Below are 25,800 nucleotides of genomic sequence, written 5' to 3'. Positions count from 1 at the left end.
CCGAGGACCAGGCGGTGGGCGACGTGCCGCATCCCCATCCAGTCCTGCCCGCCCTTGAAGTCGGCGACGTAGTGCTTGACGTAGGCGTCCAGCAGGCCGGCCGCGGTGAGGAGCCGCTGGGTGAAGGTCTTGCCTCGCCTCGGCAGGCCGCCGAAGAACATGCTCTGCCAGACGACGGGCACCGAGACGCGGTTGCCGCGGGCGTCCTGCCCGAACGGGACGGCGTCCCAGATGGAGAACGCCTCCATGCCTTCGAGGGGCGAGGGGACGGGCGGGGCGAGGTAGGGGTCGTCGTCGGCGACCCACATGGAGACGCGTCCTGCGTGACCGCCGCCGTGGGCGCGGACGCGGGCCATGATGACCTGGATCTCGTCGACGCCGAGCTCGGCCGCGATGGCGGTGCGCTTTGCGAGGACGTCGGCCGCCGTCTTGCCGCCGCCTCGGGGCAGGTCGAAGACGACGGCCCAGCCGTTGCCCTCACGGAGCGGCCCCATGATGCAGGTGACCTTGGGCCCGTCCTCGTCGCCCTTGCCCTGCTTGAGCAGGCCGACGGCGCGCAGGGCGTCGTTGAGCTGCTGGCCGGACATGTCGATGCGCAGCGGCGCGCAGGCGTGGTCGAGGACCTTGGCCTCATCACCCCAGCCGAGGGTAGACAGGGTGGTGCACAGGCCGCAGGTCACGAGGGCTTTGAGGCCGAACGGGACGAGGTCGACCTTGTATGTGGCTGTGAGGGCCGTGAGGGCGAAGGCGGCGCTGCCCCAGCGCCAGCGGCGGGCTTCGGTGCGGGCGCGGTGCGCCATCTGGTAGCGGATGGCGAGGGCTTCGTCGTCGGGCTTGGCCTTCGACTGGGCGCGGAGGGCCTTGACGGTGCGGGTGTGGTCCTGGGCGGTGAGGACGGGCCAGAGGCGGCGTCCTGCTCGCCAGGCGCCGCGGCTGCTGTAGCCGACGATGCGGACCGCGTACTTGGGTGTGCGGATGGCGTGATAGCCGGCGTGCCAGCCCATGAGCTTGAACAGCGCACCGGAGTTGGCGCGGACGCTGGCCCAGTTGCGGGCCCACGCGGGGAGGATCGGGACGTCGGGGACGGTGAGCCAGTCGGCGAGGGGGTTGTCGTCGCGGTCGACCGCTTCGACGATCCCTTCGGCGTCGGCGAGGACGGCGGCCTCGGGGTCCGTCTTGGTGAGCGAGACGGCGTCCTCGGGTGCGTCCCCGAAGGTGTCCCAGGCGATGGGGGCGGTGTCCTGTGGTGTGGTGATGAGTTCCGTCATGATGGGGCTTCCTGTCCGGTGTGATGGGGCCCGGGACGGCCGGCTGCTTGGCGGTGGACAGCCGTCCCGGGGCGGGGCTACTTGCGGTACTTGGCTTCGCGGGCCTCGCGCTTGCGGGCGCCTTCGATGACCCGCTCGACCTTCTTCTGCAGGTCGCCCTGATAGACGTCGCCGGTGGGGCTGTTGCTCGCGGCGAGGCCGCGCTTGGCCATCCGTGCGACCAGCCAGGCGACCTTCGTTTTCTCGCCGGCGGTGAGCCGGGGCTCGTCGGCGTAGGGCATCAGCTGTCCTTCTTCTCTGCCGCCTCAGTGATGGCGGCGGCGATGGCGAGGCGGGACCACACCTCAGCGGCGCGTACAGCGGCTTCAGTCGGGACTCCGCCGACGTTCCACTGCGTGAGCAGCTGCTCGGCCTTCTTGCGGTACTCGGCTGCGGTCATGACGGGCTCCTGTCTAGGGCTGGGGCTGTCCCGGCCCCACCGCACCGACAGAGTGACGGCCGGTCACTCTGTCGGACGGAGGGACTGTCAGCGGCCTTTCTGGTAGTCGCGCCACATGGAGCGCAGGATGATCAGGCAGGCGGTCAGCGCCACCGCGGAGATGGCCACGGCGACGGCGGATACGGCCACGGAGATCATCAGGACGGATCCGCCCACGCCGATGCTGATCCACTTCCCGGCGCCGCCCGACTGCTGCTGCACGGGCGCCTGGTGGTGGCACACCGGCTGCTCGGCCTGCTTCGCAGCCGCCATGGCGGCGAGCAGCATCACGTACTGGTCGGACTGGCGCGCAGCCTCCACCGCCTCGGCGGCAGCCTTCTCGATGGCGTCGCTCATCGGGTCACCGCCTCGAGGAGGGCGGCCGGCTGGAACAGGTTGTGTCCTCGTGCGTCCTTGCTGTGGACGGGAAGGCGTCCGTTGGCGACCCAGCTACGGACGGTGGAGGGGTCGACGCCGCACTTCTCGGCGACGTCGCGGGACGTGAGCAGGGCGGGCCAGCTGGTGTCGTTGTCTTCGGTGTCCTGCGGCGGGACGGGCGGCAGCTCCGGCGTCCCGACCGCGTCCTGCTGCTCCGTGCGCTCGAGGATGACCGGCTCCTCGACGGGCCTTGGCGGGACGGCGACGACGGCGGGTACGGCTCGCGGTACGAGGTGCTCGTGCACCTGCCGCATGAGCGCCCCGAACGCGATCAGCGCGGCGCTCGGAGGTACGGCCGCAACGATGTACTCCATCAGCTGCGCGTCCGCTCCGACGCCCGCCACGTTGAGGGCGATCGAGCCGATCGAGCCGACCGCGGTCAGCAGGTAGGCGAACCAGTCGACGCGGCGGAGCAGCGCAGCCCGCAGGATGAGCAGCTCGCCCGCGATGATGAACATGTCGACCGTGCCGGGCCAGGCCCAAGCCCTTGCGCCCGTCAGCCCGTTCGCCGCGGCGACGTCGTGGAGGTGCTCGAAGGACAGCCAGAACGCCGTGCCGGTCAGGGCTACGGTCACCGCTGCGGCGCCGGCCGCGAGGCTGGCCAGTGAGCCGAGGCGCTTCACTTCCGCTCCCCGGCGTCGAGGGCGTCGAGGAGGTCGCGCAGTACGAGCTCGAGGCCGACGGCGGCGCGGAGCATGGCGTCGTCGTCGTGGATGTTCGCGCCCTCGTGCTTCGCCAGGGCCTTGCGGGCGAGCCTGCGGGCCATGTCCACCGGCGGCGTCCAGTGGTCGGCGTCGCTGGCCGGGTCGTGCAGAGGGGCGTATGCCGGCTCACGGGCCGGGGGCGCGGGGATGTTGCTCATCGCGACCCACCCGCCTTCGCGGAGTGGATGCCCGCGTGGCCCTGCTGACGCTGACAGACACCGCCCCGCTGGCTGACGTGGCCGCACGGCTCGATTGCGGAGCGTCGGCGAGCCCGCTGCTCGGCCTTGCGGATGCGGAGGCATGCGCGGCAGAACCGCTTGTTGGGAGCGCTCGGCGGGGAGTAGATGTTCTCCGGCGTGAACTCGTGTCCGCGCAGGCAGTGCGTCAGCTGTGCGGCCACTCCGCCGATCGTGAGGCCGGAGCGGAGCTGGTTCTCCTGTGCGGTTACCGGCTCCAGGTGGTGCGGGTTGATGCAGTGCCGCACCCGGCAGAGGTGATCAAGCTGGAGCCCGTCCGGGATGGGGCCGACCAGGACTTCATAGGCCACGCGGTGCGCGAGGAGCATGCGCCCGGAGTCGTAGATGTGCCCGTATCCGTCGCGATTGGTGTAGGCGGTCCAGATCAGGCAGCCACCGAAGCCAGCAACGGCCTTGTCGAGCAGGCGGTTGCGCAGGGTCGAGGAGTTCGCGCCACAGTGCGCGCAGGCGGGCGAGGAGTTCGCCAAGTTGATCGTGACGCGAGGGCGCACGATAGTGTTCAGCTGGGCCATGGGAGGTCAGTTCTCCTGTGGTCAAGGCCCTCGTTCGGTGTTCCACCACCGGGCGGGGGCCGTTCTGTTTTTGGTTGTAGGGCCTACTCTGACACAAGATCAGATGTTCTGTAAGCCTTTATCCCGGAATCAGCGCCTTCAACTTGCGGGCGTCCGCCGGGCGTTGGCACCGAGACGGCGCGCGTCCTCGATCAGCTCCATCGCCTCGGCGAGATGCCGGGTGCAGATCTTGAGCTTGGCGTCGGGGTTCACAGCCTCAGCCGTGCACTGGACGCCGCGTCCCGACTGGACGCGGCACGTGATGTAGCGGGACGCCATCAGGACGCCTCCTCAAGGTCGTGGCCAATGAGCGTCTTGAGGGCGAGCCACGTGTCCTGCGGCCAGTCCGTTCCGCACCAGCGGCACGTGATCGACGCCTCGCCGAGGCGGTGCCGCAGGACGGCCCCGCAGATGACGCCGTCCTCGAATGCGGCCGGGCAGTTGCCGATCCGCTCGGCACGGTCGCGCGGATCCTGCGGGTCGACGATCGACAGGGCGGCGCCCTCCATCTCCCGCACCTCGCGGGCGAGATCACCGGCCGCCGGATAGCTGGACGCGATCCACTCAAGATTCAGGGACAGGCTGCGGGCAGCGGCGAGGACGCGGCGCTCGACGCTGCCCTCGACGGCGGGCTCGCCCCAGCCGCGGACGGCCTGGACGTCGGACCGCCAGCCTTCGAGGACGAGGGCGATGCCGCCGTACCGGAGGTCGAGGACTGCCTCGTTCACCGGCAGTGGCGGGTCTGTCTGCCGACTGGTGACACGCTCGCCTGCCGCGCGGCCGCCGGGTGCGAGGAAGGCGCCGAGTGCCCTGTAGAGGGCGGGCATGCGATCGAGCCGCTGGGCCAGGGCGAGCAGATCTCCATTGCAGAGGTACCCGTCCTGCAGGTCCCGCTCACACAGGCCGCACTGGTTCACGCGGGCTCCCGCACGGTGAGGGCGTCGCGCCAGTCGCTGGTCGCCAGGGACTTGCGGGCCTGGTTGAGGGCGGCCTGGTCGGTGCGCCGGTCGCGCTTGGCGTCGCGGGCCTGGCCGATCAGGTGCACGGCGAGCATGAACAGCGCGCCGAGGTTGAAGCCGATGCACAGCAGCTGGATGTCGTGGTTGCTCATGGCGAACTCCTTGATCAAAACGGGGGGTTGTCCGAGGCGGGCGTCTGAGCGGCGGGTCCGGGCTGGGCGCCGGCCCACGGGTCGCTGGCGGCCGGGGCGTTGGACTGCTGCCCGCCGCCGGGCGCGTTCTTGGTGACCTTCGCCGAGGCGCGGAGCAGGGACGGGCCGACTTCCTCGACGTCGATCTCGTAGACCGTCCGCTTCACCTGCTCGCGGTCCTCATACGACCGCTGCTTCAGCCGGCCCTGGACAATCACGCGCATGCCGCGGGACAGGGTCTCGGCCGCGTTCTCGGCTGCCTGGCGCCACACGGAGCAGGTGAGGAACAGGCCTTCGCCGTCCTTCCACTCGTTCGTCGTCTTGTCGAAGACGCGCGGCGTGGAGGCGATACGGAACTTCGCGACCGCCGCGCCGCTCGGGGTGAACCTCAGCTCAACTTCGTCGACCAGATTTCCCACGATGGTGATGCTCGTTTCTCCAGCCATCAGGCTGCGCTCCTCTGCTTGTTGCGGCGGTAGGCGGACAGGCGGTGCGGCTGCCGGTCGCGCTCGCGAGCGCATGCCCGGCAGATCCGGCTGCCCTTGGGTGACACGTAGGTGTTCTCTGCCGAGTAGCCGTGGCCGCTCGGGCAGTGGGTCTTGATGCGGTTGAAGGTCGAGATGCCGAAGCCCCGCCGGGTGTTCTCCGCCAACGTGACCGGCTCCAGGTGGGCGGGGTTCACGCAGGCGCGGTTGCGGCACAGGTGGTCAATCACCAAGCCTGCGGGTATCGGACCGACGCCCGTCTCGTAGGCGTATCGGTGCGCGAGGACCATCCGCTCCTTGGTGGGGTGGAAGCCGCCGTACCCCTGCGCCGTCTTGCCGGCGGTCCACTCCCAGCAGGGCCCGACGGCCGTACTCTGCGCGGGCATTGCCCCGTCCTTGTTGACCTTGGCCCAGAACCTCGCGGTCTCTCCGGACACGTGGTGCTCCTTCTCGATGACTGAGCTCCTTGAAGGAGTTCAGTTGCGGGATGCTGGTCGGGTGGCCGGGCCCGATATCCGCGGGCCCGGCCGGTTGCGTGCGGGTCAGGCGTGGTCCTCGTACATCGCGCCGCTGAGGATGTCCTCCGCCATGGACGCGATGACGTCCCGGCGGGTGAGGGATCCCTCCGCGGTGGACGCGGGGTAGCCGGAGGGAAGGTCGCGTTCGACGGCGTCGACGATGTCGCCGACCTTGAAGGTGATGCCGGTGTGCGCTGCGAGACCGGCGACCTGTTCCACTGCCGTATGGGTGCGGGCGATCAGGTCTGCGGCGAGAGCCTCAAGATCCATGGGTCAGTTCTCCTCGGTGGTGTCGGACCCGTCATCAGTAGTGACGGGGTTGTCCTGGGGTTCCAGGAGTTCGGGGTTGACTGCGCCGCCCACCGACGTCCACAGGATCTGCGCCTGTGCGCTGGTGAAGTCGCGGCGGCGGGCTTGGGCTTCGAGCTGGGCGTAGGTGAGGCCGAGTCGGGCGAGGGAGGTACGCACGGCCGCGTGCAGCTCGGCCTCGGTCACCTCGAGCACCACGTCGTCGACGTCGCCCGACTGAGGTTCTTCGGGGACCTCTGTGTGGGCCTCCTCGGTGCGGCGGGCCGCGAGGTTGCGGAGCTTCTGTGCGTGGCGGAGGGCGAGGCCGCGCTTGCGTGCCGCGGCGAGGGCCAGGCGCCGGCGCTTGTTCGCCTCGACGCGGGCACGGGCGGCCTCGATCTTGGCCGCGACTATGTCGTCGACGTTCACGGCAACTCCGTCGGCGGGTGCAGGCGGACGAAGTTCGACGCGGTCGTGGGGTCGTCGGTCAATCCGTCGATGTCCGCGATGGTCGGCGTGAGCGAGCCGTCGGCGTGGACGAGCCAGGCCAGGACGGGCGTGGCTTCGGTGTCTCCGTTGTCGGTGCGGTGCTCTGCGGACCAGCCGCCGCCGGGTGCCGTGCCGATGACGGGGGCGTCGGCCGGTGCGAGGCCGGCGAAGTTGCTGTAGCTGCTGGCTTCCCTCAGCCGGCCGGTCTTCTCGTCGGGCACGAGGGCGCAGCCGTCGTCGTCCCAGGCGATCACGGGCTTGGTGCTGAAGTGTGGGCGCCCGTTGTTCTCGTGGCGGAAGCGGGCCTCGTAGGGGTCATGCGACGCGGCGATCATTCGGTCTCCTCTGTCGTCCCTCCGGCCTCTCGTTTCTCACTTCCCACCCCCTAAGAGAGGGGGGGTGGGTGAGAAAGTGGGCCGGGAAGTGGGAAGGGTTTGGGAATCTGAGAATCAGCAGGTCAGAGGTTTAGGGGCAGTGAGAATGCCGTGAGCGGGTGAGAATCAAGGGTGTTCTCGGAGGGGTGATTCTCACGGCGAGAATGAGAAAGATCGTTCACGCTGCGTCCCCCTCCGATTCGCGGACGGTGACGCCCGGCAATGCCCACCGCGGTTGCTTCTCGGTCCCCACCTGGCGGAGCAGGCCGAGGCGTTCGAGCTTCCCGATGGAGCGGTAGCCGCTGGACGTGGGCACCTCGGACGCGGCGATGATCTGCGACCGGGACGCGTGGCTGTTGGCGAAGGCCTCGCGCATGACGGTGAGGATCGCCTCGTCGTTCTTGGTCAGCTTGTCGTCGTCGCCGAGCTGGCCGAGGCGGTTGTCGAGGACGACGGACTCGAGGACGGGGCGCATCTTCAGGAAGACGGTCTCGAAGTCCTCGACGTCCTTCTGCTTGTCGCAGTGGACTTCGACGTAGTCGTCGTTCTTGATGACCTTCACGATCGAGGTGGCGGCGCCGTCGAAGGCTGAAGCGCCGCGCATGTTCTCGCCGTTGCGGCCGGAGTGGTGGATCATCAGGACGCAGGAGCCGGTGGCCTCGCGCAGCTGGTCGGCCGCCGCGACGACGTTGCCCATCTCGCCGTTGTCGTTCTCGTTGGAGCCGACGGTGCATCGGGCTTGTGTGTCGATGACGATCAGCGTGGGCTGCATCTCCTCGGCGAGGAGGGTGAGGGCGGCGATGTCGGTGCCGTGCAGCAGCTGTACGGCGATGGGCAGGAACGTCACGCCGGACATTGCGACGCCCGTGTTCCGCTCCCACGCCCGAACTCGGCGCCGGATGCCTGACGTTCCTTCGGCCACGAGGTACAGGACCGTTCCGCGGCTGACCTCGCGCAGCGCCCAGGGCAGGCCGTTGGCGACGCAGCCGGCCCAGTCGATGCCGACGAACGACTTACCCGAGCCGGGCTTGCCGTAGATCCAGGCGAGGGAGTCGCGGAAGAGGATGCCGTCGATCAGCGGCACGGGGTCGGGCAGGCCGTCGAGGCCGTCGGTGTCGACTAGGGCGGCCTTCAGCTTGGCGAGCCGCACCTGGGTCGGGTTCTCGCTCGGCTCGCCTGCGGTGTCGTCCGGCGGGGGTTCCTCCTCTTCGCCCCAGAACCGGGCCGCTGCCTCGTCGAAGTCGGTCGTGGTCACGCCGCCCTCCATGTCTTGTCGGAGGGGCGGCTGGCCGCGCTCTGGATGGTGGCGATGATCTCGCCGTCGCCGAGACCGACGGCGGATCCGGCTGCAGCGAGCGCGGTCTCGGCCTCGTACAGGTCGATGAATCCCTGGTCGGCGGTCTCCTGCGCTCGGCATGCAGCGAAGTAAAGGCTGGCGTTGCGGTTCCCTTCGGACGCGTCCATGACGTGCTGGACGAGCGTCTGGACGGTCCAGTGCTTGCCGGGCCTGCGGATCCCCGAGAGGGACTGCTGCGTGCGCGGTCGGCCCGGGACCCGCGGCCGCTCCTTGCGGGGCAGCAGCGTGGCGGGCCAGGCGACCTCCGGCTTGTAGAACCGGCCATCGCCGTACCACTTGTACCGGTTGCCCGAGGCGTGCAGCGACGGGGCGAGCACGATGTAGTTGTTGTGCTTGAACTCCACCCCGGGGAAGGGCTCTCCGGGGAGGTCGAAGCCTGGCGAGAGGTACAGGATGTGGAGGCCGTCGCCCCCCGTGATCTGCATGCAGGTGCCGGGCAGGAGACCGACGCGCTCCTCGATCCTGCGGAGCGAGACGTCGCCGCCGTGGCGGGGGTCGATGTCGAGGACGGCCCAGCCGTTGAGCTTGCACGGCGCGCCGATGTTGGCGTCCGGCTCTTCGGTCCACCACTTGCGGATGAGGCCCGTGTCGGTGGTGGCTGCCCAGAAGCCGTGACAGGTGGGTACGCCGCACCGGCAGTCTTCGGGCCGGTGCTTGATGTAGATGCTGCTCTTCATGTCGCAGCGCGGGCAGTTGGCGTAAGGCGCCTTGTCGCGGCGGACGCGGAAGACCTTGACGCCGAGGGCGGCGTAGGCCAGTGCGGCGTCCAGGGGGACCGCGGGAATCTTGATGCCGACGTTCACGAACGGGGCTCTCTTCTGCGAGCAGGGTCAGGGTGTTCGTGTGGTGGGCGGGCTCACCCCCAGTGACGCCCGCCTCACCGCTATGTCGTACTTCGCAGGTTGTTCACGACCTCGTCGGCGGCCGCGATGATGTCGTTGCACCAGCGGCGGGCGGCGCTTCGGACGCACGCCTCACTGGGCTGCTCGCGGAGGTCGGCGCGGACGGAACCGATGGCCATCTCGAAGCGGGCCTGAACGCGGGTGAGTTCGAGGTGCAGCACACCTTGGACGTCACTGGCCTCTGCGGCTTCGAGGTCGACCGGTTCGGTGACGGGCCACTCGCCCGTGCGGGCGGTCACAGGGTGTCCCCGAGCCGGTAGGTGTGGATGGGCTTGCCGCCGTGCGCGATCCAGGCGAGCTCCATCTGGTCGGTGCGCTCGGGCATGTCGAGCCAGGTGCGTGCCCAGTTGCCGGTGGGCATGAGCGCCGGCGGCGGGTAGCCCCAGGCGCGGGCGAGGGTGTCGATGGGTGTCATGACGGCGTTCCACTTGCCGCGGGTCTCGGTGCACACCCACAGGTCGTCGCCCTCGTCCATCTCTGCGGCGAGCTGCCGGTACCCCTCGAGGTGTCCGGCGTTGGTGACGAGACCGCTCAGGGACTCGACTACGAGATAGGCGTCGACCCAGTGGCGGCCGTCGGCGCCGGTGTAGAACGCCTTGGCGCGGACGTCGCCGAGGAGGTACGTCGGCCCGTCGAGCCCTAGCCATGTCAGGTTGTTCGTGGCGGTGAACTCGGCGCGCTCGGCCTCGTTGAAGGCGCGCATCGCGTTCTCGAGGTGCTTTGTGTGGTCGCTCATGCTCCCCGCCCCTCGAGCCCCAGGCAGCGGAGCAGGTGGTAGGTGGCGACGAGGCGGTCGACCGGTTCCTGCCCGAGCGGCAGGACGAGGACGTCGTCGCTGCCTTCGATCCGCAGCACGTGCCCCATGTGGTAGCCGGGCGGGACCGCAGAGAGGGTGCTGTCGTCGATCTCCTGGACGTTCAACTGGTGCTTGGCGACGAGGGTCTGGAAAGCGGAGCGCGCTTCGTCCGCGCTGATGGTGGTCGCCATGGGTCAGCCCTCCGTCGTAGTCATGCCGAGGGCGACGTGCAGGGCGCGGAGTGCGGCGGCCGGGTCGGGCGCGGCCTTGACCGCCTCGCCCATGTAGAAGACCGCGGTGCTCATGACGCGGTCGGCGTACTCGGCGTCGGAGGTGCGGCCGTGGCCGGTGCCCCAGAAGTCGGCGTGTGCCTTGTCGAGGGTGAGGTGTCGCGCGTCGGTCAGGCGGCTGGTCGCGTTCCCGCCGTTGCTTCCGTCGATGGCCTCGCCGAGGTCGTAGGCCTTGAGCAGGTCGGACGCGTGGAAAGCGCCGATCCAGTTGGGGCTGTCGCTCTGGGCGATCGGGGTCGACGGCGCCGTTGACGTCGTGGGAGGATTCATTTGGAACGTTCCTTTCCGGGCGCCGTGGGGGTGTGCAAGACCCCCCGGCGCCTTTTGCTGGTTCGCGCTAGTTGGAGCGGGCGTTTCGTCAGGCGGCGTCGGACGTGCAAGGTCCGGCGCCGTCGCTGTTTTCCGGGCTAATGCCGAGGGCGCGCAGCAGATCCGCGCGCATGACCCGATAGGTCCGGCCGACCCTCACCACGCGGCACGGATATTCACCCTGCTTCGCGAGCTCGAACCCCTTGGTTCGGCCGAGCAGCAGGGCCCGGTTCGCGTCATCGAGCCCGAAGGCGACGGGAAGGGCCAGCAGCTCGCGAAGCTGCATGCCCCTGGTGGGCGGTTCGACTGAGGCGTGTGCCATCGAGATCCATCTTTCGTGCGTGGGTGTGCCGATCTGTTCCGACGAGTTCCGATCTGTTCCGATCGGGGGTCAGTCTGTTCCGATCTGGAGAACGCCAGCACGTAACAGGTTGATGTGACGACAGTACACCCCGCCCCGGGGGTGTCAAGCGATTCTGTTCTTGGTATGTTCAGTCCATGCCGGACTATGACGAAGAAGGCCGCAGCGAGCTCTCCCGCGCGGTAGACGAGACGGACCTAGACATCAGGGCCTCGGCCGAGCTCGACGAAGAGACCGGCGGACATCGGCATCCGCTCGGGTACGTCGACAGCGAGTCCCTCGCGAGTCACAACCTCAAAATCATCAGGAGGCAGCTGGGCGTATCGCAGCAACAGATCGCCGACCGCCTGCCCGACGTGTTCGGCGGGATGGTCCGGCTGGCGCAGACGCAGATTGCGAAGATCGAGCGCGGCGAGAGGCCCTGGCGCGTCAACGAGATGTTCGCCATTGCTGAAGCACTCGGTGTTGAATGGCACGAATTCTTCCGAGGGGGCCCGAAAGGCGACGACGAAAACGACGACCACCTCGTAATGCTTGGTGCTCGCATCAAGTACAAGCAGGCCCAACGGAAGGTGGAACTGGCCAAAGAGGCATGGATCGAGGCGTCAAGGGAGGAGCTGAAGGCGGGCGTGGAGATGGCCCGCACGGCTGCCGACCTGGGCATCGAGGACCCGGTCGTTCTCCGCTTCCTCGAGTTCCGCAGCGCGACGGCCCTATGGACCGATCACGAGGAAGAGCGCATCCAGCAGCATTGGTCTGACGAGTCCTTCAACCTGGACGCGCGCATGGAGGAAATCCAGGAGAATGGACGTAAGGCCTGGGAGCGGCTACTCGAGGAGGCCAAGGAAAAGGCTGAGGCTGCGGCCGAGCAGAACGGGGAAGAGTAACTGAACACGCAAGCCAGAGGGGGGCTTCATGCCCGCATCTCGCCGCGCTGGCGGCATCAGTAAGCGCTGCGAATGTCGCGGTACGGACGGCAGGCGACTGGCCGGGCAGTGCCCGCAGTTGGCGAAGCGGTCTCATGGCGCCCACGAGTTGCACCAGGAGCTGCCGCCAGACGCCGAAGGCGGGCGCCGGCGCTTCCGCCGCACCGGCTACACCTCGGTCAAGGAAGCGACGGCCGACCTCGACCGCATCCGCGCCATCCTCGACCTGGCCGCCGATGACGAGGATGCGCAAAGCCGCGTCGGCGACCTCCTGCAGAACGTCATGCGGGACCGCAAGCCCATCCCCGAGGCGGCCGAGGTATCCCGGCGGCTCGGCGTCGGCGTCCCGCTCGACGGGGCGATGACGGTGGGCGAGTGGCTCGACACCTGGCTCGCCTCGAAGAAGACCAGGAAGAAGACGACCACCGGCTATGAGTCCCACATCCGCGTCCACCTGCGTCCGAGCGTCGGCCACTACCGGCTCGACCGATTCAACGTCGGCCAGGCGCAAGAGTTCTTCGACAACATCGACGACGCCAACGAGGTCATCGCGGCCGAGAACGCGGCCAGACGGGAGCAGGAGGCGCGCTGTACGCGCGGCAGGCCCGGCGTGCCGAAGGTGTCCGAGCGTGCCCAGCTCGAGGCGGAGCGGGCCAAGCTGGCTGAGATGAAGCCGTACCGGCGCGTCACGGGTGCGGCCACGAAGCAGCGGATCCGGTCGACGCTGCGGGCCGCACTGAACGGCGCGATCCGGCGGCAGCTCATCACGTTCAATCCCGCCTCGCACGTGGAACTCGCCTCCGGCCGCCGGCCCAAGGCTGTGCTCTGGTCCGAGCAGCACGTGGCCCGCTGGCAGGAGACGGGAGAGAAGCCGTCCGGCGTGATGGTGTGGACGCCCGCCCAGCTCGTTGCGTTCCTCGACGCGGCCGACTCGGATCGCCTCTATGCGTTCTTCCACCTGATCGCGTTCCGGGGCCTGCGCCGCGGCGAGGGTGTCGGGCAGGACTGGGTGAACGTCGACCTCGACGGGCAGTCCCTGACTGTGGCGAAGGAGATCGTCGTCGACGGCTGGACGCCGGTGGAGACCGAGCCGAAGACGGATGGCAGCGCGGGCACGATCGGCCTGGACATGGCCACGGTGCAGGCCCTGCGCGAGCACCGTGCGCGACAGCTGGCGGAGCGGGATGCCTGGAATGAGCGGGCGGCGCAGGAGAGAGCTGAGGGCAAGCGCACGGCTGACTGGGTGGACACGGGCAAGGTGTTCACGACGGAGACCGGTGAGTGGCTGCACCCCGATGTCGTGAGCAAGGCGTTCCGCCGGCTGTACGAGGCGGCCGGGCTGCCGCCCATCAATCTGCGCGACTTGAGGCACTGCGCGGCCACGCTCATCCACGCGGGCGGCGGGGACCTGCATGCGATCAAGGAGACGCTGCGGCATTCGACGATCAAGCTGGCGTCGGACACCTATACCTCGCTGCTGGCCGAGGTGGACCTCGAGATTGCGGAGAAGGCGGCGGCCGTGGTGCCGCGCGCCAGAAAGTCAGACGACGCATCAGTGCCCGTGGTGCCGTAAGCGGTAGACTGAAGTGGAACGCACGAGGCTCCGTCACCGCAGGTGGCGGGGCCTTTCTGCTCGGCCACTGCTCGGCCGAATGCTCCGGAACTATCCGGCACGGAACGACACGGGACGGCATGATGACAGTCTCGGGAGTGGCGAACTACCGGCTCTGACCAGGGAGTTCCGGTAGCGCGCGGCACGGGCCGTCATTGGCCGGAACCGAACGGTCCGGGTACTCCACCGACTTTTAATCCGTTGGTTGTGGGTTCGAGTCCCACACGGCCTACCGCTAAGCCCCAGGTCAGAGCACATCTGATCTGGGGCTGACTGCGTTTCAGGGGCGGTTCGGGGTCGAATGCTCCAGCAATGCTCAATCGAAGTGCTAACGATCAAGGCATGAAAGAGCCCCGGCCTGTCCGCGACGGGGGCGCGGGCGGACCGGGGCTCAGGCCCTGCCCGCACCCGCGGAACGGGTACAGGGCGCAGGCAGGGGGCTAGCGGTTGCGCTGCCATACGGGCTCAAGGGCCCGTAGTGCATCGCGTCGTTCCCTGACCCGGCTGAAGAACTTGTCCGGGTCGCTCTCGAACGCGGCGACCAGCTTGACGTGCAACTGGTGCGCATCCTCCGAGATCTCGTATCCGCAGGCGCCGCACCGGTACCAGTCAGAACCGACCGAGGCGAGGCGGGCAGGACACCGCGGACACTTCACGATTCCCCTATCCGGGCTGGCTGGTGCCGCACGCGTAGCAGATCCACCAGCCGTCTTGCGTCCTGGTCATCCCGCCTCCGCATTTGGAACACTGCATGATGCCTCCTGTTTTCGGATGGGTGGTAACCCGTCCCGGCCGGGATTCCTGGCGAGGTGCTCCGGTCGGGACGGGGGCTCAATGGGCGGCCGTAGCCGCGTAGTCGTAGCGCGGGAAGCCGAAGCTGTCCGCGGGGTGCTGGTCGAGCGGCAGGAGCCGATGCGTCTTCCGGCAGCCCGGGCAGGCGTACAGGGTCCGGCCTGGTCCGGAGTTCGCGTGGGCGATGCCCACGGCGATCGGCTTGTACGTCCCGTAGCCGCACCAGTCACACGCCTGCATCACTGCTCTGCCCTCCGGTCGATCTCGGCCCACACGGTGTCGCCGTCGCTGGTGCGGTTGTAGCCGTACCGGTCAGCAGCGCCAAGGGTGGTGAGGATGGTGCCGCGGATGGTGTTGCTCATCGCGGCGGGGAGGTCGGCCTCGATGCGGATGTGGTCCGCGGTCTCCTCGATGCGCGGCTCGCTCTCGGTGGCAGCGGCGAGCATGCCCGCGAGGGCGACGTCATGTGGAGGCACGGCGGACATAGCTCTCCCCTGGTGATCAGCCTGTCACTTTTCGTGAGGCTGAGTATTCAGCTTCGACCTGATGGGTTAACTTTGTCAACGTCGACGTACAACGCTCGGAGCTGCGCATATGCCACGCGAAACGCCCTTCCTGCAGGTGGCCGACGCACTGCGTGACCGCATCAAGGCGGGCGAGTGGAGCGTGGGTGACAAGCTGCCCAGCCGCGCGAAGTTCGCCGAGGAGTACGGCGTCGGGCAGAGCGTCGCCCAGCGCGCCATGGAGCGGCTCATCATCGAGGGACTCCTCGAAGGCCGGGCAGGATCTGGCACCTACGTCCGCCGGCCGCGCGAGCGACTGCGCATGGTCCGCTCCCGCCACCGTGAACGCCGCGGCGGCTCGCCCTTCCGCGCGGACATGAAGGAGCAGGGCCGCGCCGGTACATGGGAGTCCCGCACCGAGGCGCGCACCCCAGCCCCGGACCACATCGCCGAGCGGCTCGCCATCGAGCCCGGTGACCCGTGCGTCCACACCCGATACGAGTTCCTCGCCGACGGCATGCCGGTCCAGCTGTCCGAGTCGTGGGAGCCGATGGCCATCACGGGCGAGACTCCGATCGTTCTGCCTGAGATGGGCCCGCACGCAGGCGCCGGCGTCGTCGAGCGGATGCGCTCCATCGGCGTCCGCATCGAGACGGCCGTCGAGGTGCCGCGCCCGTCGAGGGCGACGCAGGAGCAGGCGAACTTGCTCGGCATCTCGGTGGGTGACCTGATCACGGAGATTGAGCGCACGTACTACGACACCGACGGGCGGCCGGTCGAGACAGCGGACATCACCGTCGCTGACGTGCGGTGGGAGATCGCCTACGAGATCGGCATCGAGCACCCCGACGACTGACCCCGGACGCACGAATGCGCCCCCTCCCGAAGGAGGGGGCGCATTGCGTTACGGGTACTGGCGGCGTTGCGGATCGAGGGCTCCGGAGGAGAGCAGGCCGGGCTTCTCACTCGGCGGTGGCGCCCCTTCCTTGCGGCACACCAGGGCGTCCGGGTCGTCGGCCGGCGCCTGCCAGGAGTAGCCGTCGGGGCAGGCCTGCCCGTCGCGGCCATCCTTACCGTCGGCGACAGGCGCCCCCTGCTCGCCCTGCGGACCAGCCGGGCCAGTCTCACCGTGCGGGCCCTGCGGACCGACAACCGACTGGCCGTCGGCGCCCGGACTGCCGGGGGCTCCGGTCTGGCTGATGGCGTTCGTGCCGTCGTCTCCCGGCAGGCCGGACGGACCAATGGGCCCGGTCGGACCGACCGGACCGGGCTCGCCCTGGTCGCCCTTCTCGCCGCGGCTGCCCGGCTTCCCCTCTCGCTGACATTTCTCGAAATTGCAGCATCGGCATCAGGGTTGGACAAGGGCGCGAACCGGACGCACGAATGCGCCCCCGAAGTTGAGAGGGGGCAAGGTGAGGGCGCACATCCTGTTTGTCGCGATCCGGTAACTGTGCCCTGCATGCCCCACATTCGCCGCTACCGTCGCGGCTTCAACCATCACCTTGGGGGCCATCATGCGTACCCGGCGCATCGCCGCACTCGTCACCGCCGCCGCCTGCCTGTCGCTCACCGCATGCAAGGACACGACCGCGTCAACGCCCACCGCAACGAAGACGGTGGCCCAGGCCCCGGCAGCGGGCAGCGCTGACGACTCCTCGGCCGACGCGCCGGCCGAGGAGACCATCGCCGTACCGGACTTCGTAGGCATGGGCCTGCAGGAAGCGCAGGACGCGGCGCAGGCAAAGGGGTTCTTCCTGCTCAAGTCCCACGACAACACGGGCGCCGGGCGGATGCAGGTCTTGGACCGCAACTGGAAGGTGTGCGACCAGAACTACCCGGCAGGCAAGACCATCCCGGCCGGCACAGAGCTGGACTTCGGCTCGGTCAAGCTGAGCGAGACCTGCCCGTAGCCGGGGACGAGAAGAGGCCCCCACTGCCGAAGCGGTGGGGGGCCTTCCCGCGTCACGGGTATTGGCGGCGCTTCGGGTCGAGGGCTCCCGAGGACAGCAGGTTGTGGTCGGATCGGTCGCCCTGCGTCAGGCCCTACTTGCCGGGTTTCACCACGCCGACCCACTTCAACGTCTTGCGGGGGTTCTCCCGCTCGATCACGACCGGCTGCGTTGGCGGCGCTCCCGCCTCCAGGGCCGCTTTGACGAAGGCCTCGAGCTCGCCGAGCGTTACGTCGCCATTGGATTTTTCGGACGTGAAGGATATCCAGAGTGGTGGCATGAACTCATGGTCCCGGTCGGTGAGTTGCGTGTCACCGGTGCCTCTGTCAGTGGCTGTGCTGCGGGTACCACCGCCCGCAGCCGGAGCAGCGCGCGAGGTCCGCGCCTTCCCAGGAGCGGACCTCGTGCGCTTTGCGGTACGCGACCGGTACGCGGCCTGACCATCGGCACCCCCCGCACGTGCCGCCGGACGAGCCGTCACCCGGTCATTTCGTCCGGCCGCACCACGCACAGCGCCCAGATGATGAACGCGTACAGCGCGATCGCGATGATCGACCAGAAGGGGTAGTACGGCAGGGACAGGAAGTTGGTGATGATGAGCAGTGCCGCGATGGCGATGCCGATGATCCGCGCCCAGAGCGGGGCCTTGAACAGGGCGACGCCCACGAGGATGGCCACGATTCCGAGGATCAGATGGAGCCAGCCCCACCCGGTCAGATCGAACCTGAAGACATAGCGCGGTGTTGAGACGAAGATGTCGTCGTTGGCGATGGCCATGATGCCTCGGAAGACGTCGAGGACACCGCCGATGATCAGCATTACTGCGGCGAACACCACGAGCCCGCCGGCAGCCGCCAGGGATGCCTCGGAGCGATCGTGGGTCGACCGTGGATGAGTTGTCTGCGACATGGTGTTTCCTCTACTCCCTGTTGTTCTCCGTTCCCGCACCTGCCGGTGCGGCGGCTTCGGATTTCGGCGGGTCGGCCGTTTCGCGTCCGACCCGGTTCTTCACCACCTCCGCTGCCGGCAGGCGGACCTGCCGGGAACCCCACGACACCGAGAGCGGTGCGCGGGTTCAGTGCAGGAGCTTTTCCTTGGCCCGCTCGAACTCCGCCTCGGAAATGTCGCCCTTGGCCTTGAGCTCGGACAGTTTGGCCAGCTGGTCCACCCCGGCGCCGGCACCGCCGGCTGTTTCACGGATGTAGGAGTCCATGGCAGATCGCTGCGCCTGTGCATGTTCGAGTTCGCGCTTGCCCATGTCCTTGCCGCGGGCGATCACGTACACCAGGACACCCAGGAAGGGGATGATGAGGACGAAGATCAGCCATCCCGTCTTCGCCCATCCACTCATCTCGTGGTCACGGAAGATGTCGATGATGATCCGGAAGAGCAGCATCAGCCACATGACCCAGAGGAAGATCCACATCACGGTCCAGAAGGCGCCCAGCACGGGATAGTCGTACGCCAGGACCAGATCTCCATCCATAGCTCTCCTCCTGCCACTCACAGTCGGACTCCAGGTCCGCTCCCCTCCAGCCTCCTCGTTTCCCGGCGCGAGCCCTCACCCGTCACGGGTGAATCGTGTGTGATCGGCCGCCACCCGGTCGCTCACCGGTCGCCATCCGGGTCCCATCCGGGTCCCATCCGGGTCCCATCCGGGTCCCATCCGGGTCAGGCAGTCTCAGCGGTGATCCGTCCAGTGCGCGCGGCGTCGGTGAGGGCCTGGTGGTCGCGCTCGTTCTGGTCGGCGTAGAGCTCGGCGAACTCCGCGAGCGCCCGGTCGAAGCTGTCGCTGCTGCCGAGGTAGGCGGCGATGGCGATCCGGTCGCCGGAGCGGGCGTGGGCGCGGGCCAGTGTGGTGCCGCACAGGCTGCCGAAGTATTCGAGCTGGTCCGGGGGCATGAGGTGCGGTACTGCGATGCCCTTCCAGTCGCGCAGCTGGCGGACGTAGAAGTCGCGCTGAAGGCCGTCGATGCCCCCCGTCACCCGCTCCCAGCCGAGGAAGATGTCACCGGCCGCCTGCATGAGTCGCTGCCCGGATACGACGCGCTGCCCCTGGTTCTCGTACTCGCCGGCACCGGCATACGGGGCGAGTACGGACTGGTCGGCTTCCTTGGCCTGCAGCAGCAGCGGGTCCTCGTCGTCCGTGCCGAGCAGGAGGAGCACCCAGCAGCGGGTGCCCACGCTGCCGACACCGACCACTTTGCGGGCGATGTCGACCAGCCGGAACTGTTCCAGCAGATGACGCCGGTCGGACGGGAGGCTGCGGCTGTATCCCTTGATGAGCAGACGGATCTGCTGCTCGAGCTCATGGCGCGCGACGTGGGGGAGCAGGTCGCTCAGCGGGACGATCAAGGGCGGGTCGGCCGCGATCCGCCGTTCGCCGTCGACGACCTTCGTGAGTTTCTTGTACGCCTGCTCGGTGTCGCGGGTGCGTGCGGTGGACAGCGCGTGGGACACCCTGTCGCGGGCGCCCTTGCCCAGCCGCTCCGGCAGGAGGTCACGGAGCTGGTCGGCGTCGGCCTGGGTGTACCAGACATCGAGGTTGGTCATCCCGGCGAAGCCGCGCATCGCGTCCCGGTACGCCCCGACGGCGCCCCGTACGACGGCTCTGCGCTGTTTCCGCGAGAAGCCGTTCTCGCGACCGGCGATCACAAGGCTCGCCGCAAGCCGTTTGACGTCCCACTCCCACGGGCCGGGCAGGGTTTCGTCGAAGTCGTTGATGTCGAAGACCAGATGCCGTTCGGCGGAGGCGAGCAGCCGGAAGTTCAGCAGATGGGCGTCTCCGCAGAGCTGCGCGACGATCCCGGTGTGGGGCGCGGCGCCCAGGTCGGAGGCCATGATCGCGGCCGCGCCGCGGTAGAACCGGAAGGGTGATTCCAGCATCCGGCCGTACCGGATGGGTACGAGCTCCGGCACGCGAGCGGCGGACTGGCGTTCGACGATCTCGACAGGGTCGGTCCGGTTCGCCGGCGGTTCGAACAGGGCATGGCCGGCGCGTGGCAGCCGGTCGCGGGCTGCCTTGCCGCGGGCAGCCCGCTCGTGCGGGGTCAGGTGTACGTCCGGGGTCGTCGCTCTCATCGCGAGGCCTCCTTGCCTCTTCGGACGGGGTCAGTCCGGCAGCCGACGCATCTCGACCACGTGCAGGCCCAAGTCCTGGAAGCGCATGAGGAGCCCGTACAGATGCGCCTCGTCGGTGACGGGGCCGAAGAGGAGTGTCTGCTGTGGGGCGGGCACTTCCGCCAATTCGGGGAAGGCCTCTGCAACCGGCGTGGACAGGAGGCCGGTGACGCGGAACTCGTAACGCATGGCCCGCACTTCCCAATGATCCTGGATGCTCCTGGGGAATCGTCTCCCTGCATGGTGTCCGACGTGCGGCCGGTGCGGCATCACCCGGTTGAGGTGAGCCCGCAAGCTGAGCAGGCACGCCGAGTGCACGCCGCCGTCAGAGCAGGTGGAGCTCCCTCGCACGGCGGACCGCGTCGCTGCGCCGGGAAACGGAAAGCTTGCGGTAGATGCTCCTCAGATGTGTCTTCACCGTATTGACGGACACATACAGCTCCGCGGCGATCTCCTCGGTCGACATCATCTCCGCGGCAAGCCGCAGCACGTCGCATTCGCGGTCGCTGAGCGACTCGACGACAATCGCCTGCGCCGCCCCGCCGTCCAGGGCCGCCCCGCCGTCCAGGGGCGGCGTGGCGTTCAGGATCGCCGTGCCGTCCAGGGCCGGTGTCCCGTCGGCGGATGCCGTGCGCTCGATGCGCCAAGGGTGGCCACTGGTGAGTTCGGGCCGCTGCTCGAGCAGGTGGCGCAGCCAGGGGGCGGCTCCCGGGAGGTCGGCGGGCATGGCGGCGAAGAGCCGCTCCAGCCGGTGGTTGTCCGGGCCGGTGAGCCCGCCGCCGAGGGCCAGGTGCTCGACGATCAGAGCGGCGGCGCACTCCCAGTCCTCTGCCGCGGCCGCGTGTTCCATGGCTTCGGAGACCAGCCCGGCGTCGGCGAACCAGCGGGCCGCGAGGCGATGCAGCTGCGGTTCGAGGCCGGGCTGGTGGCTGCGCAGATGTGCGTGGAGAACCTCCGTGAACAGCGGATGGAAGCGGCACCAGGGCGTGTCACCGATCGGTTCGACGAAGGTGTTGGCGCGGGTGAGCCCGGCCAGGATCCCCTCGGCGTCCTCCCGTCCGGTCAGCAGGTTCGCCAGCTGTGGGTGCACCCGGTTCAGGATGCTCGTACGCACCAGCAGGTCCTGGGTGGCGGCGGGCTGGGCCTCGACGACCTCGGCAAGCAGATAGTCGGCGACGGCACTCTGCGAAAGGGCGAACGACCGGGCGAAGCCGGTCGGATCGTCGCTCCGCTGCATGGCCAGGGCGCACAGCCGCAGTCCGGCGGCCCAGCCCTCGCTGCGCCGGGTGAGGGCGTCGACGGTCTCCGCCGACGAAACCAGGCCGTGCCGCCGCAGCAGCGTCGCGGTCTCGTGCCGGGTGAACGCCAGGTCGGCCCCGCGGATCTCGCAGATGCTGTCCTCCGCGCGGTAGCGGTGCAGAGGGAGCAGCGGGTCGACCCGGCTGATCAGCACCAGGCGCAGCTGCGGTCCCGCGTGATTCAGGATGAAGTCCAGGCCCGAAGCCACCTCGCGGTCGGGCACCTGGTCGAGGCCGTCGAGTACGAGAACCACCGGCTGATCCAGCCGTGCCAGCGCGGAAGCCAGCCGGACCAGCAGGGAACGGTCGACGTAGTCGGCGCGCGTGGGGGAGCCGACAGTGTCGGGCAGCGTCACGTGGTGGTGACGGAAGGCTTCGAGGACGTACGTCCAGAACACGCCGGGCGCGCCGTCGTCGTCCTCGAGGGTGAGCCACACGACCGCCGGGTGCGGTGGCGTCGAACCCACCGCCCACGAGGCGGCGAGCATGGTCTTACCGGCGCCGGCCGGGCCCGTGATCAGGGTCAGCGGTCCCGCCGTTCCGTCGGTGAGGCGGTCCAGCAGGCGCTTGCGGCGTACGAACGTCCCTGGAACGGACGGTACGGAGAACTTCGCGGCCAGCAGTGGGTCACCGGTCGGAGCCAGTTGCAGCTGCGACGCCGTGGTGCCGATTCCGGACATGTGGACTGACGGTGTCCGGGCGGTACGGGGGGCTCCGCCGCCGTCCAGCGCTGCGGAGGTTGTGCTCCGGGGCATGCGACCACCATCTGGCTGTCGGCTGCCTTGTCCTGCCAACCGTACGTATCGTGCGAACCGTGGGTAACGTGCCGACGGCACGTGGACCGACAGGTCAATCTTCACCGCGCGTGTTCATGATCGCCAGGCAGGCGGCGCCGGGTGCCGATGAGCGGCAGCGCGTCGGGCGGTCGGCCGGCGGTGGGTTTCGCGCACTGGTGCTTCCGACTGAAGCGGGTGAGTGGGCATCACCCGAAACGGGTGAAAAAGCCGCTTCCGGTGGTCCGGCGCTCACCCGTGGAAGGCGATGCTCCGGCCCGCGCCGCATCACCCGCCGTGGGTGCCGGTGTCCTTCGGCGCTTGCGTCCGGCGGCCCGTCGCGGCCAGCAGAGAGGTCACGGCGAGCGCCGCGAGGAGGATCAGGACCAGGAGCAGTACGGTCAGCGCCGTGGGGTGGTTCCACAGGGCGAAGATCAGGGCCAGTACGAGAAGCAGGCCGACGTTGATCCAGCGGCGGTGGCTCTCCGTCCAGGTGCCCACCTCGCCGGTGTGCACTCCGTGCGAATGACCCCAGCCCGCCACGGAGTCGGCGGTGCGGTCGGCCCTGTCCCGCGCCGCGCGGGGCAGTCTGCCGGGTCCGATCAGGTACGCGCCGACAGCGATGATCACGCCAAGCACGATCACGGTGCGGAGCGTGACGCGCAGGAAGTGCAGAAGCGTGTCGTAGACCGCTCCGGCGGCGGCGTGGGACAGCACCTGGGGCGGCAGGTGGCTGAGGTAGTAGCTACGGCCGACGACCAGGGCGATGACAACGATCAGGCAGGCCAGGGCGGCGCCGAGGGCGGTCTTGGCCAGGGCGCGCCTGCGGTGATGGGCGAGCAGCACTCCGGCCGCACCGAGGAGCACGGTGATGATCGGCATCCAGTTGCCGATCACATCGAGCGCATGCGCGGCGTTCTGGTACTTGGCGAGCTCGTCGGACTTGAAGAGGACCAGTTGCTTGTTGACGTTGGGAATCTTCGAGGCCGGTTTCAGCCCCGCGTCGACGAGGTCCTTCTTGATGGTCTCCACGGCAGTGCCGACATTGAGGGTGACGGTTCCTTCTTCGACGCCGACCGCTCCGCGCCCCTTGCCGGTGAGCGCGTGGTCGACGGCGTTGTGGCCGATCCGGTTGGCGGTGGTCCACACCTTCTTGAACCGGTCGCTCTCGACGAAGCGGCGGGCAACCTTCTCGACCGCTTCGTTGACGGCGGAAGACACCTGCGGAGCGAAACTCTTGACTGCTTCCGCGGCGAGGGGCGGCAGTCCCTGCGACTGAAGCCAGTCAGCCACATTGGTGGTGAATTGCTTGGCGTCGAAGCGGACGTCCACCGCCTGGACGGCGCGATTCACCGCGGCGTCCTGGACCGCCGGATTGCTCGCCAGGGGAGCGACTGTGGCGACGTACCGGTCGGTGTCGAGCACGATGTCGTGCACCCAGACCGTCACTACGGACAGCGGGACGAGAATGCACGTGAGGACGATGAGGACTGCCGATGACACCTTCCTCGCGATCCGCGCTGCCGCCGAACCACCCGCCGCCGAACCACCCGCCGGCGAACCACCCGCCGCCGAACCGCCCGTCGGCGACCCCTGCGGCCGACCGCCCGCCGGCGAGCCCTCCGGCGCAGGTTCCGGTGACGGTTCCTGCCGCGGTTCCGACGAGTCTGTCATCCGTGCTCCTGCGTCAGTTCGGTAGCCGCCGAGGGCTGCTGCCTCCTGATCCATTTCCGCTCATGGCGACGGAGAGGGCACGTCCGGCCGGGCCGAATGGACGAAAACGCGGGATGACACAGGCCGGTCCTGCGGGACGACTCCCCCAGGCCGGGCCGCCCGCACACCCCGGACGACGTTCCGGGCGAGTGGTCCTGACGAGTAGTTCCGGAAAATTTCTCCGCGAGGTGTCGAGAATCCGTCACCGGCCGCGACGTCCCCTGTGAGAGTTGCCCGCAAGGGGCGGCAACGCATCCGAGGGAGCGAAACCATGAAGTATCTGGTGATGGTCCAGGGCTCGCAGGCCGACTACGAGGCCATGCGCGGCCAGGCGTCCGCGCACAGCCCGGCCTGGAGCGAGAAGGATCTGCAGGCGATGTTCGCCTTCATGGGCGAGGTCAACAACGACCTCTCCGAGTCCGGTGAGCTCGTCGACGGGAACGGCCTGGCCGAGCCCGCGCAGACCCGCTACGTCAGTGCCGGCAAGGACGGGAAGCCCGTGATCACGGACGGTCCGTACGGAGAGACCAAGGAGCTGCTCGCCGGGTACTGGGTACTCGACTGCGAGAGCCTGGAGCGGGTCACCGAGATCGCCGCGCGCGTCGCGACGTGCCCGGCGCCCGAGGGGGCTCCTCCCTATCCGGTGGTCATCCGGCCGATCCAGGACGGCGGAGGCTGTGTGTGAGAGGTACGACCGGCATCGAGGACCTGCTGCGCCTGCACGCGCCGCAGGTCCTCGGCGCGCTGGTGCGCCGGTACGGGCACTTCGATCTGGCCGAGGACTCCGTACAGGAGGCGCTGCTCGCGGCCGCGCAGCAGTGGCCCGATGCGGGCCGGCCCGACAATCCGCGCGGTTGGCTGATCAAGGTCGCGTCCCGTCGGCTCACGGAAGCGCTGCGCAGTGACGAGGCCCGGCGCAGACGTGAGGAGACGGTCGCGGCGCTGACGCCTCGAGACGCCTTCACGGCGCCCGCGCCCGGAGAGAGCCGCGCACCGTCCGAGGACGACACCCTCACCCTGCTCTTCCTGTGCTGTCACCCCGAGCTGACCCCGGCCGCGCAGGTCGCGCTCACCCTGCGTGCCGTCGGGGGGCTGACCACGGCCGAGATCGCCCGTGCGCATCTTGTGCCGGAGGCGACCATGGCGCAGCGCATCAGCCGGGCCAAGCAGAAGGTCAAGGGAGTGCCGTTCCGGCAGCCGGGGCGCGAGGACCGCGATCAGCGGCTCGCGGTCGTGCTGCAGGTGCTCTACCTGATCTTCAACGAGGGCTATACGGCGACCTCCGGCAGCGATCTGCACCGCGCCGATCTCGCCGCCGAAGCGATCCGGCTGACCCGGGCCGTACGCCGGCTCCTGCCGCAGGAGGGGGCGGTGACCGGGCTGCTGGCGCTGATGCTGCTCACCGACGCGCGCAGCGCGGCCCGCACCGGACCGCACGGCGAACTGGTTCCGCTCGACGAGCAGGACCGCAGCCGTTGGGACGGGAAGGCGATCGCCGAGGGCAGCGCGCTGGTGGAGGAGGCCCTGTCCGAGGGGCCGGCCGGGGCCTACCAGCTGCAGGCGGCGATCGCGGCGCTGCACGACGAGGCGGCTCGTGCCGAGGACACCGACTGGCCGCAGATCCTCGCTCTGTACGACATCCTCGTACGCCGCGCCTCTGAGCCGATGGCCGAGCTCGGCCGTGCCGTGGCCGTCGCCATGGTGCACGGCCCCGAGGCCGGGCTCGCCGAAGTCGCCGAGCTGGAGGACCGGTTGGCGGGGCACCATCGGCTCGACGCCGTACGGGCACACCTGCTGGAGAAGGCCGGGGATGCCGAAGGCGCCCGAGCCGCCTACCGGTTGGCGGCACAGCGCACGCTCAGCGTCCCGGAGACGCGCTACCTGCAGATGCGGGCCGCGCGGTTGCTGCCCCCTGCGTAGCCGGACCCGACGACTGGAGCCAACTCCCAGGTCAGAGGCGGATTTTCGCCTTCCGGACGCTGTTGCGAAGCGGTGACAGTACGGGGATTGCCCGGCCGATCTTGAGCGGTGAAGATAACCACATCGCCGCAAGCCGGGACCGCACAGGGCCGGACGGAAGGCGAACTCTCATCCAGCGC

36 protein-coding genes and 1 pseudogene are annotated in these 25,800 nt (G+C 69.0%); 6 read left to right on the top strand and 31 right to left on the bottom strand.

Translation table 11 applies throughout. The annotated features are described in order from the left end of the window. The 22 genes and pseudogenes from ACFWDI_RS35835 to ACFWDI_RS35730 all read right to left on the bottom strand — a co-directional run. Positions 1-1,268 (bottom strand): annotated as a pseudogene (locus ACFWDI_RS35835) (cell division protein FtsK); the annotation flags it as partial. Between the two features lie 77 nt (positions 1,269-1,345). Further along, on the bottom strand, positions 1,346-1,549 hold the full coding sequence (locus ACFWDI_RS35830; RefSeq protein ID WP_385310619.1) for a DUF6257 family protein: 204 nt from the start codon (positions 1,547-1,549) through the stop codon (positions 1,346-1,348). Further along, positions 1,549-1,707 (bottom strand): hypothetical protein, encoded by a 159-nt coding sequence (locus tag ACFWDI_RS35825; RefSeq protein WP_385310618.1) that lies wholly within the window; start codon positions 1,705-1,707, stop codon positions 1,549-1,551. Before ACFWDI_RS35825 ends, ACFWDI_RS35830 begins: the two co-directional genes overlap by 1 nt. Positions 1,708-1,794: 87 nt before the next feature. After that, the gene (locus ACFWDI_RS35820; protein ID WP_385310616.1) at positions 1,795-2,103 is read right to left on the bottom strand and encodes a hypothetical protein; all 309 of its coding nucleotides are present in this window, start codon (positions 2,101-2,103) and stop codon (positions 1,795-1,797) included. Next, positions 2,100-2,807: a DUF2637 domain-containing protein gene (locus ACFWDI_RS35815; RefSeq protein ID WP_385310615.1), complete on the bottom strand. Its 708-nt coding sequence runs from the start codon at positions 2,805-2,807 to the stop codon at positions 2,100-2,102. The genes ACFWDI_RS35820 and ACFWDI_RS35815 overlap by 4 nt, the downstream gene beginning before the upstream one ends. Then, positions 2,804-3,046 (bottom strand): hypothetical protein, encoded by a 243-nt coding sequence (locus tag ACFWDI_RS35810; protein WP_385310613.1) that lies wholly within the window; start codon positions 3,044-3,046, stop codon positions 2,804-2,806. Before ACFWDI_RS35810 ends, ACFWDI_RS35815 begins: the two co-directional genes overlap by 4 nt. Next, positions 3,043-3,657 carry an HNH endonuclease signature motif containing protein gene (locus ACFWDI_RS35805; protein WP_385310611.1) on the bottom strand — a complete coding sequence of 205 codons (615 nt, stop codon included), beginning with the start codon at positions 3,655-3,657 and terminating at the stop codon, positions 3,043-3,045. The genes ACFWDI_RS35810 and ACFWDI_RS35805 overlap by 4 nt, the downstream gene beginning before the upstream one ends. Before the next feature lie 138 nt (positions 3,658-3,795). After that, positions 3,796-3,975 carry a hypothetical protein gene (locus ACFWDI_RS35800; protein WP_385310609.1) on the bottom strand — a complete coding sequence of 60 codons (180 nt, stop codon included), beginning with the start codon at positions 3,973-3,975 and terminating at the stop codon, positions 3,796-3,798. Then, positions 3,975-4,613 (bottom strand): hypothetical protein, encoded by a 639-nt coding sequence (locus ACFWDI_RS35795; RefSeq protein WP_385310607.1) that lies wholly within the window; start codon positions 4,611-4,613, stop codon positions 3,975-3,977. The genes ACFWDI_RS35800 and ACFWDI_RS35795 overlap by 1 nt, the downstream gene beginning before the upstream one ends. Further along, positions 4,610-4,807: a hypothetical protein gene (locus tag ACFWDI_RS35790; RefSeq protein WP_385310605.1), complete on the bottom strand. Its 198-nt coding sequence runs from the start codon at positions 4,805-4,807 to the stop codon at positions 4,610-4,612. Before ACFWDI_RS35790 ends, ACFWDI_RS35795 begins: the two co-directional genes overlap by 4 nt. 14 nt (positions 4,808-4,821) lie before the next feature. Then, positions 4,822-5,292, bottom strand: coding sequence for a single-stranded DNA-binding protein (locus ACFWDI_RS35785; protein WP_385310603.1), 471 nt, complete (start codon positions 5,290-5,292; stop codon positions 4,822-4,824). Next, complete coding sequence (locus ACFWDI_RS35780; RefSeq protein WP_385310602.1) at positions 5,292-5,768, bottom strand: HNH endonuclease signature motif containing protein; 477 nt, start codon at positions 5,766-5,768, stop codon at positions 5,292-5,294. Before ACFWDI_RS35780 ends, ACFWDI_RS35785 begins: the two co-directional genes overlap by 1 nt. A gap of 105 nt (positions 5,769-5,873) precedes the next feature. Continuing rightward, positions 5,874-6,119 (bottom strand): hypothetical protein, encoded by a 246-nt coding sequence (locus tag ACFWDI_RS35775; protein WP_385310601.1) that lies wholly within the window; start codon positions 6,117-6,119, stop codon positions 5,874-5,876. A gap of 3 nt (positions 6,120-6,122) precedes the next feature. Beyond that, a complete protein-coding gene (locus ACFWDI_RS35770; RefSeq protein WP_385310599.1) occupies positions 6,123-6,566 on the bottom strand; it encodes a hypothetical protein in 444 nt (147 codons plus the stop codon). After that, on the bottom strand, positions 6,563-6,961 hold the full coding sequence (locus ACFWDI_RS35765) for a hypothetical protein (protein ID WP_385310597.1): 399 nt from the start codon (positions 6,959-6,961) through the stop codon (positions 6,563-6,565). The genes ACFWDI_RS35770 and ACFWDI_RS35765 overlap by 4 nt, the downstream gene beginning before the upstream one ends. Positions 6,962-7,178: 217 nt before the next feature. Next, positions 7,179-8,255, bottom strand: a complete 1,077-nt coding sequence (locus tag ACFWDI_RS35760; RefSeq protein WP_385310595.1) for an AAA family ATPase — start codon at positions 8,253-8,255, stop codon at positions 7,179-7,181. Beyond that, complete coding sequence (locus ACFWDI_RS35755) at positions 8,252-9,160, bottom strand: bifunctional DNA primase/polymerase (protein ID WP_385310594.1); 909 nt, start codon at positions 9,158-9,160, stop codon at positions 8,252-8,254. Before ACFWDI_RS35755 ends, ACFWDI_RS35760 begins: the two co-directional genes overlap by 4 nt. A gap of 80 nt (positions 9,161-9,240) precedes the next feature. After that, positions 9,241-9,498 (bottom strand): hypothetical protein, encoded by a 258-nt coding sequence (locus tag ACFWDI_RS35750; RefSeq protein ID WP_385310592.1) that lies wholly within the window; start codon positions 9,496-9,498, stop codon positions 9,241-9,243. Beyond that, positions 9,495-9,995: a hypothetical protein gene (locus tag ACFWDI_RS35745; RefSeq protein ID WP_385310590.1), complete on the bottom strand. Its 501-nt coding sequence runs from the start codon at positions 9,993-9,995 to the stop codon at positions 9,495-9,497. The genes ACFWDI_RS35750 and ACFWDI_RS35745 overlap by 4 nt, the downstream gene beginning before the upstream one ends. After that, positions 9,992-10,246 (bottom strand): hypothetical protein, encoded by a 255-nt coding sequence (locus ACFWDI_RS35740; protein WP_385310589.1) that lies wholly within the window; start codon positions 10,244-10,246, stop codon positions 9,992-9,994. Before ACFWDI_RS35740 ends, ACFWDI_RS35745 begins: the two co-directional genes overlap by 4 nt. 3 nt (positions 10,247-10,249) lie before the next feature. Then, positions 10,250-10,615: a hypothetical protein gene (locus tag ACFWDI_RS35735; RefSeq protein ID WP_385310587.1), complete on the bottom strand. Its 366-nt coding sequence runs from the start codon at positions 10,613-10,615 to the stop codon at positions 10,250-10,252. 88 nt (positions 10,616-10,703) lie between these two features. After that, entirely contained in the window at positions 10,704-10,976 is a 273-nt protein-coding gene (locus ACFWDI_RS35730) for a hypothetical protein (protein WP_385310585.1), read from the bottom strand. 176 nt (positions 10,977-11,152) lie between these two features. Between ACFWDI_RS35730 and ACFWDI_RS35725 the strand changes: the two genes are divergently transcribed. Both ACFWDI_RS35725 and xerC read left to right on the top strand, forming a co-directional pair. Beyond that, positions 11,153-11,902 carry a helix-turn-helix domain-containing protein gene (locus ACFWDI_RS35725; RefSeq protein WP_385310583.1) on the top strand — a complete coding sequence of 250 codons (750 nt, stop codon included), beginning with the start codon at positions 11,153-11,155 and terminating at the stop codon, positions 11,900-11,902. Positions 11,903-11,930: 28 nt separating this feature from the next. Further along, positions 11,931-13,514, top strand: a complete 1,584-nt coding sequence (gene xerC / locus ACFWDI_RS35720; protein ID WP_385310581.1) for a tyrosine recombinase XerC — start codon at positions 11,931-11,933, stop codon at positions 13,512-13,514. An 870-nt stretch (positions 13,515-14,384) separates the two neighbouring features. On the opposite strand, the gene ACFWDI_RS35715 is transcribed toward xerC, so the two are convergent. Then, a complete protein-coding gene (locus tag ACFWDI_RS35715) occupies positions 14,385-14,588 on the bottom strand; it encodes a hypothetical protein (protein WP_385310580.1) in 204 nt (67 codons plus the stop codon). Then, positions 14,585-14,830: a hypothetical protein gene (locus ACFWDI_RS35710; RefSeq protein ID WP_385310578.1), complete on the bottom strand. Its 246-nt coding sequence runs from the start codon at positions 14,828-14,830 to the stop codon at positions 14,585-14,587. Before ACFWDI_RS35710 ends, ACFWDI_RS35715 begins: the two co-directional genes overlap by 4 nt. 109 nt (positions 14,831-14,939) lie before the next feature. Here ACFWDI_RS35710 and ACFWDI_RS35705 point away from each other — a divergent pair, with 109 nt between their 5' ends. Next, complete coding sequence (locus ACFWDI_RS35705; RefSeq protein ID WP_385310576.1) at positions 14,940-15,704, top strand: GntR family transcriptional regulator; 765 nt, start codon at positions 14,940-14,942, stop codon at positions 15,702-15,704. 658 nt (positions 15,705-16,362) lie between these two features. Continuing rightward, positions 16,363-16,758: a PASTA domain-containing protein gene (locus ACFWDI_RS35700; protein ID WP_385310574.1), complete on the top strand. Its 396-nt coding sequence runs from the start codon at positions 16,363-16,365 to the stop codon at positions 16,756-16,758. Positions 16,759-16,891: 133 nt separating this feature from the next. On the opposite strand, the gene ACFWDI_RS35695 is transcribed toward ACFWDI_RS35700, so the two are convergent. From ACFWDI_RS35695 to ACFWDI_RS35665, 7 genes are all read right to left on the bottom strand, one after another. Continuing rightward, a complete protein-coding gene (locus ACFWDI_RS35695; protein WP_385310572.1) occupies positions 16,892-17,077 on the bottom strand; it encodes a hypothetical protein in 186 nt (61 codons plus the stop codon). A gap of 197 nt (positions 17,078-17,274) precedes the next feature. Further along, positions 17,275-17,706, bottom strand: a complete 432-nt coding sequence (locus ACFWDI_RS35690) for a hypothetical protein (RefSeq protein WP_385310569.1) — start codon at positions 17,704-17,706, stop codon at positions 17,275-17,277. 166 nt (positions 17,707-17,872) lie between these two features. Next, positions 17,873-18,283, bottom strand: coding sequence for an SHOCT domain-containing protein (locus ACFWDI_RS35685; RefSeq protein ID WP_385310567.1), 411 nt, complete (start codon positions 18,281-18,283; stop codon positions 17,873-17,875). Positions 18,284-18,468: 185 nt separating this feature from the next. Further along, positions 18,469-19,878 (bottom strand): DUF2252 domain-containing protein, encoded by a 1,410-nt coding sequence (locus ACFWDI_RS35680; RefSeq protein WP_385310565.1) that lies wholly within the window; start codon positions 19,876-19,878, stop codon positions 18,469-18,471. A 30-nt stretch (positions 19,879-19,908) separates the two neighbouring features. After that, a complete protein-coding gene (locus ACFWDI_RS35675; protein ID WP_327328388.1) occupies positions 19,909-20,106 on the bottom strand; it encodes a hypothetical protein in 198 nt (65 codons plus the stop codon). 136 nt (positions 20,107-20,242) lie between these two features. Continuing rightward, a complete protein-coding gene (locus tag ACFWDI_RS35670; RefSeq protein WP_385310563.1) occupies positions 20,243-21,895 on the bottom strand; it encodes a LuxR C-terminal-related transcriptional regulator in 1,653 nt (550 codons plus the stop codon). A gap of 381 nt (positions 21,896-22,276) precedes the next feature. Then, on the bottom strand, positions 22,277-23,662 hold the full coding sequence (locus tag ACFWDI_RS35665) for a hypothetical protein (protein WP_385310561.1): 1,386 nt from the start codon (positions 23,660-23,662) through the stop codon (positions 22,277-22,279). Positions 23,663-23,972: 310 nt separating this feature from the next. On the opposite strand from ACFWDI_RS35665, the gene ACFWDI_RS35660 reads away from it, so the two are divergent. Together ACFWDI_RS35660 and ACFWDI_RS35655 are read left to right on the top strand one after the other, a co-directional pair. Continuing rightward, on the top strand, positions 23,973-24,386 hold the full coding sequence (locus ACFWDI_RS35660; protein WP_385310560.1) for a YciI family protein: 414 nt from the start codon (positions 23,973-23,975) through the stop codon (positions 24,384-24,386). Continuing rightward, positions 24,383-25,621 carry an RNA polymerase sigma factor gene (locus tag ACFWDI_RS35655; protein ID WP_385310557.1) on the top strand — a complete coding sequence of 413 codons (1,239 nt, stop codon included), beginning with the start codon at positions 24,383-24,385 and terminating at the stop codon, positions 25,619-25,621. The genes ACFWDI_RS35660 and ACFWDI_RS35655 overlap by 4 nt, the downstream gene beginning before the upstream one ends. Positions 25,622-25,800: the final 179 nt, after the last annotated feature.

The sequence above is a fragment of the Streptomyces sp. NPDC060064 genome (assembly GCF_042736455.1).
Lineage (GTDB): Bacteria > Actinomycetota > Actinomycetes > Streptomycetales > Streptomycetaceae > Streptomyces.
Note: the sequence above shows the minus strand (reverse complement) of the source record. Positions and strands in the feature narration are given on the sequence as shown.